Consider the following 15592-nt stretch of genomic DNA (forward strand, 5'->3'; position numbering starts at 1 on the left):
CACGCCGAGTGGTCGGTCGTGGCCGACCGTCACGGCGTGTCCGCCTGGGTCAGGCGCCTCCGCGGGCGGTCGCGGCGCGACCTCACCCCTCGCGGTCCTGCCAGCGGAAGGTCAGGACGCACAGGACCAGGCCGGCGACGCACCAGGCGCCGAGGACCAGCGCCACCCGCCCGAGCTCCCACGAGCCGGCCGCCTCCTGCGCGGCCAGCGCGTCGGGGAGGAACACCGACCGCAGGCCCTGGGCCAGCCACTTGACCGGGAAGACCGAGGCGACGTCGCGCAGCCAGCCGGGCACCTGGTCCAAGGGCACGAAGACGCCGGAGACGAACTCCAGCACCAGCGCGATCGGGGTGACCGTCGCCGACGCCGACCGGCCGTTGCGGGCCAGCGTCGAGACGGCGATGCCGAGCAGCGTGCACCCCGCGGCGCCGAGCACCGACACCCAGGCGAAGGTCACCCAGTCCGCCCCGGAGGGCAGGTCGACCCGGTACACGAGCACGCCGACCAGGAGCAGCAGCGCGATGGTCGCCACCGCCACGGCGAGGACCTGCACGACCTTGCCGGCGAAGTAGGCGCTGGCCGGCAAGGGCGTGCCGCGCAGGCTCTTCAGCGTCCCGTCGGAGCGCTCGCCGGCGATGTGGATCGCCATGTTCTGCAGGCTCGCCCCGACGATCCCCGCGGTGATCACGCCGGCCATGAAGTACTGCGGGAAGTCGACGCCCGAGCCGAGGTCGTAGTCGAGCGCCGCGCCCAGGGCCAGCAGCAGGATCACCGGGAAGGCGAGGGTGAACACGACCGACTCGCGCTGGCGGAAGAACTCCTTGAGCTCCACCCGCGCCCGGGTGCCGTAGACCCGCGGCAGCGACGGCAGCGGCGGGGCGCTCACGAGCGGTCGCCGATCATCTTCAGGTACACGTCCTCGAGGGTGGGCCGGGCGACGGCCAGGTCGGGCACCTCGCCCGGGAAGCGCGCGGCGAGGTCGCGGACGAACGCCGTCGGCGTCGCCGTCTCGGCGGTGCGCCGGACGCCGTCCTCGGTCCAGCTGACGACGGCGGGCGCGGAGCCGCGTCCGCCGAGCGCCGTCGGGACGGCGACCTCCGCCAGTTGGCCGTGCGCGAGGACGCCGACCCGGTCGGCCAGCGTCTCGGCCTCGTCGAGGTAGTGGGTGGTGAGCAGCATCGTGGTGCCCAGGTCGCGCAGGGAGCGGATCAGCGCCCAGAACTGCCGGCGGGCCTCGGGGTCGAAACCGGTGGTGGGCTCGTCGAGGAACAGCAGCCGCGGCCGGCCGACGATGCCCAGCGCCACGTCGAGCCGCCGCCGCTGGCCGCCGGACAGGGTGCGCCCTCGCGCGCCGGCCTTCTCCGTCAGGCCGACCAGCTCGAGCACCTCGGCCGGGTCGCGCGGGTCGGCGTAGTACGACGCCCGCGCCTCCAGCAGCTCGCGCACCGACAGCTGGCTGTCCCCCGCGCCGTTCTGCAGCACGATGCCGAGCTCGGCCTTCCACCGGCGCCCGCCCCGGGCCGGGTCGACGCCGAGCACCCGCACCGCGCCGCCGTCGCGCCGGCGGTAGCCCTCGAGCACCTCGACCGTCGTCGTCTTGCCGGCGCCGTTGGGGCCGAGCAGCGCGAAGATCTCCCCGCGGCGGATGTCGAGGTCCAGCCCGTCGACGGCGGCGCGGTCGCCGTAGCGCTTGACCAGCCCGCGCACGGAGACGGCGGCGTCGGGGTCCAGCGGGTCGCCCGGTCGCGGCCGGCTGTCGGCCGCCACGGGCACGGGCGCGCTGCTCACGGGGACACAGTGTCCCCCTGCCCGCGCCGGGAGGGGTCCGCACCCCCGGCGCCCGCTCGTCGCGGCGAGATCTGCACAGTGGCGGCCATCAGGAGCCGGGAGTCCACCACTGTGCAGATCTCGCGGGACGGGTCCGGGCTCAGACGGTGATGCGGTCCAGGACCAGGGGCAGCGGCTCGTCGCCGGTGTCGACGCCGATCGCGCCCTCCAGCGCCTCCAGCGCCCGCGGGATGCGGGCGGCGTCGTCGGTGTGCAGCTCCAGCAGCGGCCGGCCCGCGGTGACCTGCTCCCCCACCGTCGCCGTCCAGGTCACCCCGGCCGCGGCCGAGACCGGGTCCTCCTTGCGGGCGCGGCCGGCGCCCAGCCGCCACGCGGCGACCCCGAGCGCGTAGGCGTCGAGCCGGGTGAGCGTGCCGGTGGCGGGGGCGGTCACCACGTGCCGCTCGGCCGGCTGCGGGAGCGCGGCGTCCGGGTCGCCGCCCTGCGCGGCGATCATCCGGCGCCACACGTCCATGGCCCGGCCGTCGCGGAGGGTGTCGGCCGGGTCGACGTCGTCACGTCCGACGCCGGCGAGCATCTCCCCCGCCAGCGCCAGGGTCAGCTCGACGACGTCGGCCGGGCCGCCGCCGGCGAGCACCTCCACCGACTCGGCGACCTCGACGGCGTTGCCCGCGGCGCGGCCCAGCGGCCGGTCCATCGCCGTCACCAGGGCCACGGTGTGCACGCCGGCCGCCTCGCCCAGGCCGACCATCGTGCGGGCCAGCTCGCGGGAGGACGCGGGGTCCTTCATGAACGCGCCCGACCCGGTCTTGACGTCGAGCACCAGCGCGTCGGCGCCCTCGGCGATCTTCTTGCTCATGATCGAGCTGGCGATCAGCGGGATCGACTCCACGGTGCCGGTGACATCGCGCAGTGCGTAGAGCTTCTTGTCCGCCGGCGCCAGGTCCGCACCGGCCGCGCAGATGACCGCGCCGACGTCGCGCAGCTGCGCCAGGTAGGCCTCCTCGTGCACGTCCGCGCGCCAGCCGGGGATCGACTCTAGCTTGTCCAGCGTGCCGCCGGTGTGCCCGAGGCCGCGGCCGGACAGCTGCGGCACCGCCACCCCGCACGCGGCGACCAGCGGTGCCAGCGGCAGCGTGGTCTTGTCGCCGACGCCACCGGTGGAGTGCTTGTCGGCGGTCGGCCGGCCCAGCACGGAGAGGTCCTTGCGCTCGCCGGAGTCGATCATCGCCTGTGTCCAGGCGGCGAGCTCGCCCGGCGACATGCCGCGGAAGAACACCGCCATGAGCAGTGCGCTGACCTGCTCGTCGGCCACCACGCCGCGGGTGTAGGCGTCGACCACCCAGCGGATCTGCTCCTCGGTGAGCGTCCCGCCGTCGCGCTTGGCGCGGATGACGTCGATGGCGTCGATGACGTCGAGGGTCACCGGGCGGCCCGCACCAGGTCGTCGGGGCCGAACGCGTCGGGCAGCACCTCGCGCATCGGCACGATGCCCAGCGACACGGTCTCGAGGAGCATGTCGGCGCCGCCGTGCTCCCACAGCAGCTGCCGGCAGCGTCCGCAGGGCATGAGCGGCTGCCCGTCCCCGCCGACGCAGGCCACGGCCACCAGCCGGCCGCCGCCGGTGCGGGCCAGGTCGCTGACCATCCCGCACTCGGCGCACAGGCCCAGGCCGTAGCTGGCGTTCTCGACGTTGCAGCCGGTGACCACCCGGCCGTCGTCGACCAGCCCGGCCACGCCGACGGGGAAGCGCGAGTACGGCGCGTAGGCGTGCGTCATCGCCTCCCGGGCGGCGCTCCTCAGCGCCGCCCAGTCCACGTCCTGCACTAGTGCTCCCCTCGTCGGTAGACCAGCCCGTCGGCCTTGGGCATCCGCAGCCGCTGGGAGGCCAGCGACAGCACCAGCAACGTGGTCAGGTGCGGGGTGAACGACACCAGGCCCGGCGGCAGCTCGTCGACGGTGAGGAACCCGACCAGCGAGGCCGCCGCGACGACCGCGGCGATGCCCGCGGGCAGCAGCCGGCCGCGCAGCGCCTGCACCACCGCGATGACCGCGAGCAGGATCGCCACCAGCAGGAACAGCGCGACGACGGCGGAGCGGCTGCGCAGCTGCAGGGCGTCGGTGAACCCGAACAGGGCGGCTCCGGCGGCGAGCCCGCCGGGCCGCCAGTTGCCGAAGATCAGCGCCGCGAGGCCGATGAACCCGCGCCCGTTGACCTGCCCCTCGCGGTAGATGCCGGCGATGAACACCAGGAAGACCCCGCCCAGGCCGGCCAGCGCGCCGGAGACGAGGACCGCGACGTACTTCAGCCGGTAGACCGGCACGCCCAGCGAGTCGGCGGCGGCCGGGTTCTCACCGCACGAGCGCAGCCGCAGGCCGAACGCCGTCCGCCACAGCAGCAGGTAGGACGCCGGCACCAGCAGCACGGCGACGAGGGTGAGCAGGCCGACGCCGCTGGTCAGTCCGCGCAGGATGCCGGCGAGGTCGCTGACCAGGAACCAGTGCCGGCTCTCCAGCGACCCGAGCAGGTCCGGCCCGGACGAGAGCACCGGGACGGAGAACGTGGGCGGGTCGCCCTTCACCGGCGGGGACTGGGTGACGCCGCCACCGGCCGCGTTGTCGGTGTAGAGCAGCTCGGAGAGGAACCGCACGATGCCGCCGGCGAGGATGTTGATCGCCACACCGGAGACGACGTGGTCGACGCCGAAGGTCACCGTGGCCACCGCGTGCAGCAGCCCGCCGACCGCGCCGAACACCAATCCGCCGAGGACGGCGGCGCCCCAGCCCCACTGGTAGCCGGCGAACCCGGCCCCCCAGGTGCCCAGCACCATCATCCCGTCGAGGCCGATGTTGACCACGCCCGCGCGCTCGGCGAACAGCCCGCCGAGCGCGGCCAGGCCGATGGGCACCGCGAGCAGCAGCGCCGCGGCGATGGTCGAGGAGCTGGTCAGCGCGTCCTGGCCGCTGACCATGCGCACCACCGAGACCAGCAGCAGGATGCCCAGCAGCAGCCAGGTCAGCCGCCGGGCCCGGCCGCCGCCGGTGAGCAGGTCGGTCAGCGGGCCGCGGCCGGAGCGGGTCCCGCTGCCGGGAGGGGCTGCGACGGCGCTCATGCCCCGGTCTCCTGCCGCTCGTCGGTGCGCTGTCCGGCACCGGTGGACGTGCTGACGCCCGCGCCGGTGCCCTCGCCGGTCGGCGCCCCGACGCCGCCGGTGCTCTGCCCCGGCCCGGTGCTGCCGTCGCCGGCGACCGCGGCGGCCGGGGCCGACCCGCGTTCGGCCGAGCGGCGGGCCACCCGGCGGGCGACCTCGTTGGCGACGACGACGGCGAGCACGATCGTGCCCTGGATGATCGTCACGACCGAGGCCGGGAAGTCCTGGATCTGCAGCGGGACCAGCGCCCGGTCGAGGAAGGCGAACAGCAGCGCGCCGAACGCGATGCCGATCGGTTTGTTGCGGCCGAGCAGGGCGACGGCGATGCCGAGGAAGCCCAGCCCGGCGGTGAAGTCGGTGGTGTAGGCGTGCGTCGAGCCGAGCAGGTCGGGCATGCCGATCAGCCCCGCGACCGCGCCCGAGAGCAGCATCGTCTTGACCACCATGCCGCGGGAGTCGACGCCGCTGGCGCTGGCCGCCGACGGCGACAGTCCCGCCGCCCGCAGGTCGAAGCCGAAGCGGGTGCGGTTGAGCAGCACCGCGACGGCGACACCGACGACGACCGCCACCAGCAGGAAGCCGTAGAGCTGCCGCGGCGGGTTCGCCAGGCCCAGGGCGCCGAAGACGCCGTTGAGGCTGGGCATCCACCCCGACTCGGGGATCTCGGCGGTGCTGATGATCGAGGCGCCCTCGGCACTGCCCCGCAGCGGGCCGGTGAGCAGGAACGACGCGATGCCCAGCGCGATGACGTTGAGCATGATCGAGCTGATCACCTCGCTGACCCCGCGGGTCACCTTGAGGACGGCGACGACGGCCGCCCAGATCGCGGCCACGGCCATCGCCACGACGATGATCAGCAGCACGTGCAGCGGCCCGGGCAGGGCGACGGCGGCGCCGACGCCGGCGGCGAGGACGGTGGCCAGCCGGTACTGGCCCTCGACGCCGATGTTGAACAGGCCCATGCGGAACGCGATCGCCACGGCGAGGCCGGCGAGGAACAGCGGCACCGCCCGGTTGAGGACGACGACCACGGCGGTCATCTGCTGGCTCGGGGTGTCGCCGAAGTCGACCATCACCGCGAACACCCGGACCGGGTCGACCTGCAGCGCGGCCATGACCGCCGAGGAGAGGACGACCGCGACGACGACGGCGAGGACCGGCGCGAACAGCGCGAGGCCGACCCGGCGGAGGACGATCACGCCGCACCCGCCGTCGTCCGGGCGCCGGTCATGTGGCCGCCGAGCTCCTCGGGGGTCACCGCCGACGGGTCAAGGGTGGCCACCAGCCGGCCGCGCAGCATGACATGCAGGGTGTCCGACAGGCCGATGAGCTCGTCGAGGTCGGCCGAGACCAGCAGGATCCCCATCCCCTCCGCGCGGGCGTCCTCGAGCAGCCGCCAGATGGCCCCCTGCGCGCCGACGTCGACGCCGCGGGTGGGGTGCGCGGCCAGCAGCAGCCGCGGCCGCGCGCTCATCTCCCGGCCGACGATCAGCTTCTGCTGGTTGCCGCCGGACAGCGCGACGGCGAGCGTGTCCGGCCCGGGGGCGCGGACGTCGTACTCGCGCATGATCCGCTCGGTGTCGGCGCGGGCGCCGCGGCGGTCGATGAAGGGTCCCTTGACCGCCGGGGGGCGGGTCTGGTGGCCGAGGATGCGGTTCTCCCACAGCGGGGCGTCGAGCAGCATGCCCTGGCGGTGCCGGTCCTCGGGGATGAAGCCCAGGCCGGCCTCGCGGCGGGCCCGGGTGCTCCACGCGGTGATGTCGTCGTCGCCGAGCAGCACGGTGCCGGCGGCCAGCGGGCGCAGCCCCATGACGGCGTCGACGAGCTCGGCCTGGCCGTTGCCCTCGACGCCGGCGATGCCGACGACCTCGCCCTCGCGGACGGTGAGGCTGACGTCGTCGACCGGCGGGCGGCCGGTGGGTGCGGCGACGGTGACCTCGCGCAGCTGCAGCACCGGCGTCTCCCGGACCGTCGAGGTGCGGATCTCCGGCGAGGGCAGCTCGCTGCCGACCATCATCTCGGCGAGCTGACGGGCGGTCGTCGTCCTCGGGTCGGCGGTGCCGACGGTGGTGCCGCGGCGGATGACGGTGATCGCGTCGGCGACCTTCCGCACCTCGTCGAGCTTGTGGGAGATGAACACGACCGTCAGGCCCTCGCGCTTGAGCTCGGCGAGGTTGCCGAACAGCTCGTCGACCTCCTGCGGGACGAGGACGGCGGTCGGCTCGTCGAGGATGAGGATGCGGGCGTCGCGGTAGAGCACCTTGGCGATCTCGACCCGCTGCCGGTCGCCGACGCCGAGGTCCTCCACCAGGTCGTCGGGGCGCAGGCCCAGGCCGTAGCGCTCGGAGATCTCGGTGATCCGGCGGCGGGCGGTGGCGCGGTCGAGCCGGCCGCCCCGGGTCGGCTCGCTGCCCAGGACGACGTTCTCCAGGACGGTGAAGTTGTCGGCCAGCATGAAGTGCTGGTGCACCATGCCGATGCCGGCGGCGATCGCGTCGGCCGGGCTGCGGAAGGACACCTCGCGGCCGTCGAGCAGGATCTGACCCTCGTCGGGGCGGTGCTCGCCGTAGAGGGTCTTCATCAGCGTCGACTTGCCGGCGCCGTTCTCGCCCACGATGGCGTGCACCTCGCCGCGGCGGACGCGCAGCTCGATGTCGCGGTTGGCGACCACGCCGGGGAAGCGCTTGGTGATGCCGCGCAGCTCGACGGCCAGGGGCGCGGTCCTGCCCCCGGCGCCGTCCGCGCCGCCGTCCGCGGCCGGCCCGGGCGGCGCGCCGCCGGCCGGGCTGCCGGGTGCGGGCGTCCCCGCCGTGGGCGTCCCTGGTGTGGCCATGGTGGGCCCTTCCCTGTCCTCGCGTCCCGCGGGTGCGCGGGCTCGCGTCCACTGTGGTGCACCGGGTTCGCGGGATCGACCGCACCCGGTGCCGTGCGCCGGTGCCGGACGGCGCGTCGGCATCCTCCCCGACGGCGAGGACGCGCGAGGACCCGCCCGGTGACGGCAGCGGGCCCGGGGGTGCTGCTGCTCCCCCGGGCCCGTGGTGGTGCCCGATCAGCCGGCCGGGTGGCCGGCGGGTGTCACGGGGTGGTCGGGACCTCGATCTCGCCGTCGATGATCCGCTGGCGGTAGTCGTCGAGCTGGTCCTGGATGTCGTCGATCTGCCCGCCGGAGGTGGCCAGGCCGACGCCGTCGGCCGCCAGGTCGTAGCGGATGTCGGTGCCACCCTCGACGCTGTCGTCGACGTAGGAGTCGATGAACGACGACACCGCGGTGTCGACCCGCTTGAGCATCGAGGTCATGATCACGGCCTGCAGCCGCGGGTCGTCGACGGTCTGGTACTGGTCGGAGTCGACGCCGATGGCGCGCCCGCCGGCGTCGGCGGCCGCCTCGAACACGCCCTGACCCGAGCCGCCCGCCGCGTGGTAGACGATGTCGGCGCCGGCCTCGTACATGCCCTGGGCGACCAGCTTGCCGCGGGCCGGGTCGCTGAAGCCGGAGAAGTCCCCGGCCGGCGAGATGTACTGCCGGTCGATGACGATCTGCGGGTTCACCGCCTGGGCACCGGCCACGTAGCCGGCCTCGAACTTCTGGATCAGCGGGCTCTCCACGCCGCCGACGAAGCCGATGTGGCCGGTCTCGGACTTCAGCGCCGCGGCGACGCCGGCGAGGAAGGACCCCTGCTCCTCGGCGAAGACCAGGCCGGTCAGGTTGTCGGCGCCGACGTCCTCCGCGGAGGAGTCGATGATCGCGAAGGTGGTGTCGGGGTACTGCTCGACGACGTCGCCGATGACCTCGCCGTAGGCGAAGCCGACCGCGATGATCGGGTCGTAGCCGTCGTCGGCCAGCTGGGTCAGCAGGTCGGCGCGGTTGGAGGCGTCGGCGTTCGGGGTGAGGTCCTGGTACTCGCCGCCGTGCTCGTCGACGGCGGCCTCGAGGCCGACGATCGCGGCGTCGTTGAAGGAGCGGTCACCGCGGCCGCCGGTGTCGAAGGCCAGGCCGATGCGCGGCCCGCCGCTCTCGTCCCCGCTGCCGCCGCTCCCGCTGCCGCTGCCGGACTCGTCGCTGGCACAGGCGGCCAGGGCCATGCTGCCGGCCAGCAGCAGCGCCGCGACCTTTCTCTTCCGCGCTCGGCGCAAGACGCTCTCCTCTCTGGGGGGAGCCACCCGCGCCAACGGTGGGGGTGCCTCCCGTGGGGTCCTGGTCCGTCGCGTCCGGGTTGCACCCGGCGCGGCCGGGGGCGCCGGACGCGCCGACTCGGGCACGCTAACCGCGGACGGCGTCCGCGCCGCCACCCGTGCGGTGGACCGAGATGGGATCGTTGCGAAGTGGCTGCCCGCCGTGCCCCGGGCCACCGTCGACGCCTCCGGGCGGCCGGGCCGGTGCCCTGCCCGGCCGGCGTCCGGCCCGCGCGGCGGGGACCGGGGACGCGGTGGTCGCTGCTGCCCGCCGTCCTCCTGGCCGTGCTGCTCGCCCTGGCGCCCTGGCCCGCCGCGGCCGCGCCCCGGTCTCCGGTCGCACCCCCGCCGACGGCCGCACCCCGGCCGGCGGAAGCCCCGTCGGCGCCTGACACGCGCCCCACCGTCGACCCCGCCGCGCCGACGCCCACCGCGCCCCTGCCGGGCGGACCGCCGCAGGGCCACGGCCCGGGCGGGGTCACCGTCGGCGGGGAGGGGCTCGACACCCGCGGCACGGTCGTCGTCGACGGCGCACCGCCGCTGCCCGACGGCGTCGTCGCCCCCGGCTGGCTGGTCGCCGACGTCACCGGCGGGGAGGTCCTCGCCGCCCACGACCCGCACGGCCGCTACTACCCGGCCAGCACGCTCAAGACGCTGACGCTGCTCACGCTGGTGCACCGGCTCGACCCCGCGCTGGTCGTGGAGGGCACCGTCGAGGACGAGGCGATGGAGGGCACCCGGGTCGGGATCGTCGCCGGTGGCCGCTACCCCGTGGCGCTGCTGTTCGAGGCGCTGATCCTGCAGTCGGGCAACGACGCGGCCAACGCGCTGGCCCGGGCGGCGGGCGGGGCGGCGGCGACGGTGCAGGCGATGAACGCGACGGCGCTGGGGCTCGGCGCCTTCGACACGGTGGCGGGGACGCCGTCGGGGCTCGACGTCGCCGGGCAGTCCTCCTCGCCCTACGACCTGGCGCTGGTGTTCCGCGAGCTGGTCGCCGACCCGGTCACCGCCGCCGTCCTCACCACGCCCACCGCGCGGATGCCCGCCGTCGAGGGGCGCTCGGCCGGCTTCGAGATCCAGAACGAGAACCCGCTGGCCGGCTATCCCGGCGGGCTGGGCGGCAAGACCGGTTTCACCGACGCCGCGCGGCACACCTACGTCACCGCCGCCGAGCGGGGCGGGCGGCGGCTGGTGGTCAGCGTCATGGGTACCGAGAAGCGGCCGCTGCGCGCCGCGGACCAGGCCGCGCGGCTGCTCGACTGGGGCTTCGCCGTCCCCGCCGGGCTGGGCGGGGTGGGCACGCTGGTGCACTCGGCGTCCGACGTCCCCGCGCCGGAGCCGGCCGTCTCCGCGACGCCGGTGCCCGCCGGCCCCGCGCCGGTGGCCGCCGGCGCGCCCTCTCCGGCCGCCGACGACCGCCCCCACCGGCTCCCGGCGGTCGGGCTCGGGGCGGCCGCCGTCGCGGTCGTCGTCGCGGCGCTCATCGGCCGCCGGCGGGCGGTGCGCCGGACGGCACCGGCTCCTCCTCGTCCTCCTCGACGGCGTCCTCCTCGACGGCGGGGACCGCCGGCGCCAGGGACGGGAGGGTCGCCGTCCACGCGGCCGTGAAGAAGGCGAAGCGGACCACCAGGTTGATCCACACCAGGGTGCCGACCGCCCCGCCGAACGCGGAGGACGTGACGTTGCCCGAGATCAGCGACAGGTAGAGGCTGCCCAGCAGCTTCATGACCTCGAACCCGGCGGCCCCGAGCAGCGCTCCGGGGAGCAGCAGCCGCAGCGGGTGCGACGTCGAGGGCACCACGCGCAGCAGCCACAGGAAGCCCACGACGTCGCCGGCGAACGCCAGCCCGAGGCCCAGCGTGCCGGTCAGCAGCGCGAGGCCGGGGGCGTCCTGGATGCCGAGCAGCGAGAGCACCCACGACGTGGCCCGGGTCGCGAAGCCGGTCAGCCCGATGCTCGCCAGGCCCACCGCACCGAACGCCACCAGCGCGACGAGGTCGGCCAGGTTGTCCCGCCAGAACTCCGGCTCGTCGACCTGCCCCTTCCAGGTCTGCTCCATGCCGATGCGCAGCTTGTCCATGGCCCGCAGCCCGGCGTAGAGGAACCCCGCCGCGCCGAGCAGGGTGGTGATCCCGGCCGCGCCCACCGCCGAGCGCAGCTCCCCGACGATGGTGCGGCCGGTGGAGCCGGGGAACGCCTCCCGGACGGCGGAGAACAGCTCCTGCTGCAGCAGCGCGTCGCTCGACAACACCAGCGCCAGGACCGAGGCGACCAGCAGCAGGACGGGGAACAGGCCCAGGAAGACGAAGTAGGTGACGCCGGCGGCCAGGAGGTCGCCCTGCGTCCGGGTGTAGCGGCCGCCGGCCCGGGCCAGGTGGTCGAACCACCGGCGACGCCGGCGCTGCGACTCGACGACGGCCGTGATCCGGCCGCCCACCACGGCGACCCGCTCCCACGGCCGGCGCAGGGCGGTGCCGCCACGGGCGGCGGTGCGGACGGCGGCGGTGCGGACGGCGGCGCCGCCCACGGTCGCGGTGCGGACCGCCGCGGTGCGCACGCTGCCGCCCCGGGAGGTGCCGTCCGTCCGCGGGCCGCCGTCCCGAGGTGCACCCATCCCGGCCAGTCTGGGCCCTGGGGCGCCCCGCCGCTGCGCGGCCCCGTCCCGGGCGCCGCCGGGAGCCCGCGAGGCGTCCGTCCGGGGGTCCCTCAGCGGTGCGGGGGGCCGGTGAGCGGGTACTCGCGCGCGACGGTCCAGACGCCGGCCGGCGTCTGCTCGTACTCGGTGAAGGACGAGACGCGGAACTCGGCGGCGAGGTCGCCCAGGCCGGTGTAGGCCAGCTCGAGCATGTCGCGCGGGACGTCGTGGGCGACGGTCACGTGCGGGTGGTAGGGGAAGGACAGGGTGCGGGCCAGCGGTCCGGACCGGACGTCGGAGGCCAGCAGCTCGCAGTTGCCGATGCCCTTGGCGACGGCGACGAAGACGACGTCGGAGACCGGGGCGAACGTGCCGGTGCCCGACAGGTGCATCTCGAAGGGCGGGTGCCCGGCGGCGACGCGGGCGAGGTGCTCGCCGATGGCCGCGCGCTCGCTGCGGGGCACCTCGGTGGGCGGCAGCAGGGTGACGTGCGGGGGGACGAGCGTCGCCTGGGCGTCGCCCACCTTGGCCCGCCAGTCGACCAGCAGCTGCGCCCACGGCTCCGGGACCGGCACCAGCACGCCGACGACGCAGGTCTCCGGCAGCGCCGTGCGGCTGCGCCCGACGAAGGTGTCGTCGTTCACGCGCCCGCTCCCGCCGGGGGCAGGAACCCGGCCCGCTCGTAGGCCACGCGGACGGTGGGGGCGGCCACCTCGCGGGCGCGGGCCGCGCCGGCGGCCAGCAGCCGCTCGAGCTCGGCGCGGTCGTCGAGCAGCTCCTGCGTGCGGGCGCGCACCGGCGTCACGAAGTCGGTCACCACCTCGGCGAGCTCCTTCTTCAGGTCGCCGTAGCCGCGACCGGCGAAGTGCTCCTCGAGCTCCGGCACCGACCGCCCCGACAGCGCGCTGTGGATGGCCAGCAGGTTGGTGACCCCCGGCTTGCCCTCCGGGTCGGCGACGACCTCCCGGCCGGTGTCGGTGACCGCCGAGCGGATCTTCTTCGCCGTCACCTTCGGGTCGTCGAGCAGGAACACGCAGCCGGCCGGCGGCAGGCTCTTGCTCATCTTCTTCTCGGGCGACTGCAGGTCCATGACCCGCGACCCGCCCTGCGGGATGAACCCCTCGGGGACCGGGAAGGTGTCGCCGAAGCGGCCGTTGAAGCGGATGGCGAGGTCGCGGGTGAGCTCCAGGTGCTGGCGCTGGTCGTCACCGACCGGCACCTGGGTGGCCTGGTAGACGAGGATGTCGGCGGCCATCAGCACCGGGTAGGTGAACAGCCCGACCGAGGAGCCGGCGGTGCCCTCGCGCTGGCTCTTGTCCTTGAACTGCGTCATCCGGCTGGCCTCGCCGAAGCGGGCCAGGCACTCCAGGACCCAGGACAGCTGGACGTGCTCGGGGACGTGGCTCTGCACGAACAGCGTGCTGCGCCCGGGGTCGACGCCGAGGGCGAGCAGCTGGGCGGCGGCGGTGAGGGTGTTGCGCCGCAGCTCCTCGGGGTCCCAGTCCATCGTGATCGCGTGCAGGTCGACGACGCAGTAGAACGCCTCAGCCGTCTCCTGCAGCGCGACCCACTGCCGCAGCGCACCGAGGTAGTTGCCGAGGTGGAAGGAACCCGCCGTCGGCTGGATGCCGGAGAGGACACGGGGAGGAGCCACGACGGCCATCAAACCAGCCGCGGCTCAGGCGACCGGCGCACCGGTGCCGACGGTGTCGAGGACGGTGTCGAGGACGGTGTCGAGGGCGGCCAGGAACAGGTCGTCCTCCTCGGGGGTCCCGACCGTCACCCGGATCCCCTCACCGGCGAAGGGCCGGGTGATGATCCCGCGCGACTCCAGCGCCGCGGCCACCCTGGCGGTCGGCTCCCCCAGCGGCAGCCACACGAAGTTCGCCTGGCTGTCGGGCACCTCCAGGCCGCGCCCGCGCAGGGCGGCGGTCAGCCGGTCGCGCTCGGCGACGACAGCGGCCACCCGGCGGGCGACCTCGTCGGCGCTGCCGAGCGCGGCGACCGCGGCGGCCTGGGCGAGGCTCGAGACGCTGAACGGCACGTGCGTGCGGCGGACGGCGTCGGCGACGGCGGGGTCCTCCGCGACCAGGTAGCCGACCCGCAGCCCGGCCAGCCCCCACGCCTTGGAGAACGTGCGCAACACCACGACGTTGGACCGGCCGCGCACGAGCCCGAGGCCGTCGGGGACGTCGGGGTCGGTGACGAACTCCCGGTAGGCCTCGTCGAGGACGACGAGCGCGGTCTCGGGCACCCGGTCGAGGAAGCGCTCGAGCGCGGCCCGGCGCACCGCCGTCCCGGTGGGGTTGTTCGGGTTGCAGACGAAGACCAGCCGCGTGCTCTCGTCGACCGCGTCGGCCAGCGCGTCGAGGTCGTGCGTGTCGGGCGAGCCGCCGGGGGTGCCGGGCACCAGCGGGACCTGGGTGCTGCGGGCCCCGGCGACCTGGGCCAGCAGGGGGTACATCTCGAAGGAGCGCCAGGCGAAGGCGATCGTCGTCCCCGGGTCGTTGAACGCCTGGGCGAGCTGCTGGCAGAGCATCACCGCGCCGCAGCCGGGCACCACCTGTTCCGGCGCCACGCCGTAGTGCGCGGCCAGTGCGGCGGTCAGCACGGCCGCGCCGTTGTCGGGGTAGCGGTGGGTCTCCCCCGCCGTGGCCGACAGCGCCTGCACGACCGCCGGCAGCGGCGGGAAGGCCACCTCGTTGCTGGCCAGCTTGACCGCGCGCTCGACGCCGAGCTCGCGCGCCAGGTCGGCGGGGTTGCGCCCCGGCTTGTAGGCCGGCAGCGCCTGCACGGCCGGACGTGCGCTGACCACGGACAGGTCCTCCCGGACGACGGCTCCTAGGGTGGCCCCCATGCGAGTTCTCGTCGCCGGTGGGGCCGGCTACATCGGCAGCGTAGTCACCGCCGCCCTCCTCGAGGGCGGCCACGAGGTCACCGTGCTCGACGACCTGTCGACCGGGCACGCCGACGCGGTCCCGGAGGGGGCCCGGTTCGTGCAGGCCACGCTGCAGGAGTCGGCGCCGGTGCTGGCTGACGTCCGGCCCGAGGCGGTGCTGCACTTCGCGGCCAAGAGCCTGGTCGGCGAGTCGCAGGGAAAGCCGGAGATCTACTGGGAGCACAACGTCGGCGGGTCGCTGGCGCTGCTCGAGGCGATGCGGGCGGTCGACTGCCGGCGGATCGTCTTCTCCTCCACCGCGGCCACGTACGGCGAGCCGGAGCAGGTGCCGATCCGCGAGGACGCGCCGACGCGGCCGACCAACACCTACGGCGCCACCAAGCTCGCCGTCGACGCGATGCTGACCAGCTACGCCACCGCCTACGACTTCGCCGCCGTGAGCCTGCGGTACTTCAACGTCGCGGGCGCCGCGCACGGCCTGGGCGAGCGGCACACGACCGAGACCCACCTCATCCCGATCGCGCTGCAGGTCGCCGCCGGCACGCGCGAGGCGATGACCGTCTACGGCGAGGACTACCCGACCCCCGACGGCACCTGCATCCGCGACTACATCCACGTCTCCGACCTCGCCGACGCGCACCTGCTGGCGCTGACCGCCCCGGAGCCCGGCGAGCACCGCATCTACAACCTGGGCAACGGCACCGGCTTCTCGGTGCAGCAGGTCGTCGACGCCGTCCGCGAGGTGACCGGGCACCCGGTGCCGGTGGAGGTCGGCGCCCGGCGGGCCGGCGACCCGGCGCAGCTGGTGGCCGCCAGCGACCGGATCCGGGCCGACCTGGGCTGGACGCCGCGGCACACCGACCTCGCCGGGATCGTGCGCGACGCCTGGGAGGTCGCCCAGAAGCGCACCTGAGACGGCCCAGGCATGGGAAGCTCTCCCCACGT

Annotated in this window: 13 protein-coding genes and 1 pseudogene; 2 read left to right on the forward strand and 12 right to left on the reverse strand. The window is 75.2% G+C overall.

Going from position 1 to position 15592, the window contains the following annotated elements:
* Positions 1-82 precede the first annotated feature (82 nt).
* The 8 genes from ACWIZO_RS02960 to ACWIZO_RS02995 form a co-directional block, all read right to left on the reverse strand.
* Positions 83-886 (reverse strand): ABC transporter permease, encoded by an 804-nt coding sequence (locus ACWIZO_RS02960; RefSeq protein WP_448641060.1) that lies wholly within the window; start codon positions 884-886, stop codon positions 83-85.
* Positions 883-1788, reverse strand: a complete 906-nt coding sequence (locus tag ACWIZO_RS02965) for an ABC transporter ATP-binding protein (RefSeq protein WP_448641061.1) — start codon at positions 1786-1788, stop codon at positions 883-885. Before ACWIZO_RS02965 ends, ACWIZO_RS02960 begins: the two co-directional genes overlap by 4 nt.
* Before the next feature lie 139 nt (positions 1789-1927).
* The gene (locus ACWIZO_RS02970; protein ID WP_448641062.1) at positions 1928-3214 is read right to left on the reverse strand and encodes a thymidine phosphorylase; all 1287 of its coding nucleotides are present in this window, start codon (positions 3212-3214) and stop codon (positions 1928-1930) included.
* Complete coding sequence (locus ACWIZO_RS02975) at positions 3211-3615, reverse strand: cytidine deaminase (RefSeq protein ID WP_448641063.1); 405 nt, start codon at positions 3613-3615, stop codon at positions 3211-3213. The genes ACWIZO_RS02970 and ACWIZO_RS02975 overlap by 4 nt, the downstream gene beginning before the upstream one ends.
* Positions 3615-4901, reverse strand: coding sequence for an ABC transporter permease (locus ACWIZO_RS02980; RefSeq protein WP_448641064.1), 1287 nt, complete (start codon positions 4899-4901; stop codon positions 3615-3617). The genes ACWIZO_RS02975 and ACWIZO_RS02980 overlap by 1 nt, the downstream gene beginning before the upstream one ends.
* Positions 4898-6139: an ABC transporter permease gene (locus tag ACWIZO_RS02985; RefSeq protein ID WP_448641065.1), complete on the reverse strand. Its 1242-nt coding sequence runs from the start codon at positions 6137-6139 to the stop codon at positions 4898-4900. Before ACWIZO_RS02985 ends, ACWIZO_RS02980 begins: the two co-directional genes overlap by 4 nt.
* Positions 6136-7773, reverse strand: coding sequence for an ABC transporter ATP-binding protein (locus ACWIZO_RS02990; RefSeq protein WP_448641066.1), 1638 nt, complete (start codon positions 7771-7773; stop codon positions 6136-6138). Before ACWIZO_RS02990 ends, ACWIZO_RS02985 begins: the two co-directional genes overlap by 4 nt.
* Positions 7774-8015: 242 nt before the next feature.
* Complete coding sequence (locus ACWIZO_RS02995) at positions 8016-9074, reverse strand: BMP family lipoprotein (RefSeq protein WP_448641067.1); 1059 nt, start codon at positions 9072-9074, stop codon at positions 8016-8018.
* A 189-nt stretch (positions 9075-9263) separates the two neighbouring features.
* Between ACWIZO_RS02995 and ACWIZO_RS03000 the strand changes: the two genes are divergently transcribed.
* On the forward strand, positions 9264-10721 hold the full coding sequence (locus ACWIZO_RS03000) for a D-alanyl-D-alanine carboxypeptidase family protein (protein WP_448641068.1): 1458 nt from the start codon (positions 9264-9266) through the stop codon (positions 10719-10721).
* 31 nt (positions 10722-10752) lie between these two features.
* Here the strand turns inward: ACWIZO_RS03000 and ACWIZO_RS03005 are convergent.
* The 4 genes and pseudogenes from ACWIZO_RS03005 to hisC form a co-directional block, all read right to left on the reverse strand.
* A pseudogene (locus ACWIZO_RS03005) lies at positions 10753-11727 on the reverse strand (YihY/virulence factor BrkB family protein); the annotation flags it as partial.
* A gap of 92 nt (positions 11728-11819) precedes the next feature.
* Positions 11820-12392, reverse strand: coding sequence for a 2'-5' RNA ligase family protein (locus tag ACWIZO_RS03010; protein WP_448641069.1), 573 nt, complete (start codon positions 12390-12392; stop codon positions 11820-11822).
* Complete coding sequence (gene trpS / locus ACWIZO_RS03015) at positions 12389-13411, reverse strand: tryptophan--tRNA ligase (RefSeq protein WP_448641070.1); 1023 nt, start codon at positions 13409-13411, stop codon at positions 12389-12391. The genes ACWIZO_RS03010 and trpS overlap by 4 nt, the downstream gene beginning before the upstream one ends.
* Before the next feature lie 15 nt (positions 13412-13426).
* Positions 13427-14605, reverse strand: coding sequence for a histidinol-phosphate transaminase (gene hisC, locus ACWIZO_RS03020; protein ID WP_448641071.1), 1179 nt, complete (start codon positions 14603-14605; stop codon positions 13427-13429).
* Between hisC and galE the strand changes: the two genes are divergently transcribed.
* The gene (galE, locus tag ACWIZO_RS03025) at positions 14604-15560 is read left to right on the forward strand and encodes a UDP-glucose 4-epimerase GalE (RefSeq protein WP_448641072.1); all 957 of its coding nucleotides are present in this window, start codon (positions 14604-14606) and stop codon (positions 15558-15560) included. The genes hisC and galE overlap by 2 nt on opposite strands.
* Positions 15561-15592: the final 32 nt, after the last annotated feature.

Source organism: Geodermatophilus sp. URMC 63, assembly GCF_053502565.1.

Excerpts from the sequence above, each read along its gene's own strand:
- ACWIZO_RS02980 (WP_448641064.1), bottom strand. The coding sequence starts at position 4,901 with ATGAGCGCCGTCGCAGCCCCTCCCGGCAGCGGGACCCGCTCCGGCCGC.
- ACWIZO_RS02990 (WP_448641066.1), bottom strand. The coding sequence starts at position 7,773 with ATGGCCACACCAGGGACGCCCACGGCGGGGACGCCCGCACCCGGCAGC.
- trpS (WP_448641070.1), bottom strand. The coding sequence starts at position 13,411 with ATGGCCGTCGTGGCTCCTCCCCGTGTCCTCTCCGGCATCCAGCCGACG.
- galE (WP_448641072.1), top strand. The coding sequence starts at position 14,604 with ATGCGAGTTCTCGTCGCCGGTGGGGCCGGCTACATCGGCAGCGTAGTC.
- hisC (WP_448641071.1), bottom strand. The coding sequence starts at position 14,605 with ATGGGGGCCACCCTAGGAGCCGTCGTCCGGGAGGACCTGTCCGTGGTC.